The organism is Chrysanthemum yellows phytoplasma (assembly GCF_000803325.1).
Classification (GTDB): domain Bacteria; phylum Bacillota_I; class Bacilli_A; order Acholeplasmatales; family Acholeplasmataceae; genus Phytoplasma; species Phytoplasma asteris.
In genome coordinates, this window is sequence record NZ_JSWH01000053.1 from 1 (window position 1) to 1,067 (window position 1,067).

The 1,067-nt window shown below is 24.3% G+C and carries 2 pseudogenes; both read left to right on the forward strand.

The window, feature by feature from the left end:
• Positions 1-223 (forward strand): annotated as a pseudogene (locus OL66_RS03600) (hypothetical protein); the annotation flags it as partial.
• A 186-nt stretch (positions 224-409) separates the two neighbouring features.
• Positions 410-1,067 (forward strand): annotated as a pseudogene (locus OL66_RS00825) (hypothetical protein); the annotation flags it as partial.

The following is a 1,067-nucleotide window of genomic DNA, read 5'->3' on the forward strand; positions in this document are numbered from 1 at the left end:
AAAAAAAAAAACAACAAAATCAACTGAATTAAACAATAACACTGAAACCCCTCAACTAACTATGCAACAACCAACCCACAAACAAAAAGAAAAAAATACAAAAAGTTTATTAAATCCTGAACTTCAACAACAAATAGAAAAAATAATTCAACAAGAAAAAGAAAAACAAAAGATTTTAGAAACCGAAAAGGGATATTTAAACATCAACCTTCAAGCTCAATAACTAGAAAAATTATCCCTTGAAGGAAAAATAATTGAATTACAATCTCAACTTAAAACTAAAGAAACAACACTCCAACAAACTAAAGATTTATCTGATGAAGAAAAAAATAAATTACAATCAGAAATCGAAGTAATAAAAAATAATATTACAAACCAGAATGAATTAATAGTAAAAAAAGACAACGAGTTGATTTTATCAAAAGAAAAAATAACAACTTTAGAAAAACAATTGGCTTCAAATATTAAAGATGTAAATCAATTAAAAACTGAAATTGAACAAAAACAAACAGAATTAGAAATCAAAGAACAAAAATTAATAGACCAAAAAAACTTATCAACAAATGAAATCAAACAATTAAATGTTGAAATTAATAATTTAAGAAGCAACATTGAAAAAAGTCAAATCAATTATCAAGCTCAATTATTACTTAAAGAAGAAGAAATAAAACAATTAAAACAAAATGAAGATAAACTAAAACAACAATTAACTCAAAAACAAGAAGAAACCACAAACTTAAGAGAACAACATTTAAAAACTTTGGAAGAAATCCAAAAACAAATTGCAAATTATAAAAACATGGTTTCTGAACTCGAACAAGAAACCAACAACCTGAAAGAACAAATTGCAAAAAACAACGAAAACGCAAATAAACTACGTGAAGAATTATTAACTAAACAAACACAAATCAACAAAATAAACCAAGAATTAGTTAGTCTTTCAAATCAACAAATTTCTTTACAACAAGAATTAAATAATTTAACACAACCACTTGATGAATGGGAAAAGAACTGTGAAATTAAAGCCAATGAAATAGCATCAAACCTAGATTTAAAAAATGTCAAAA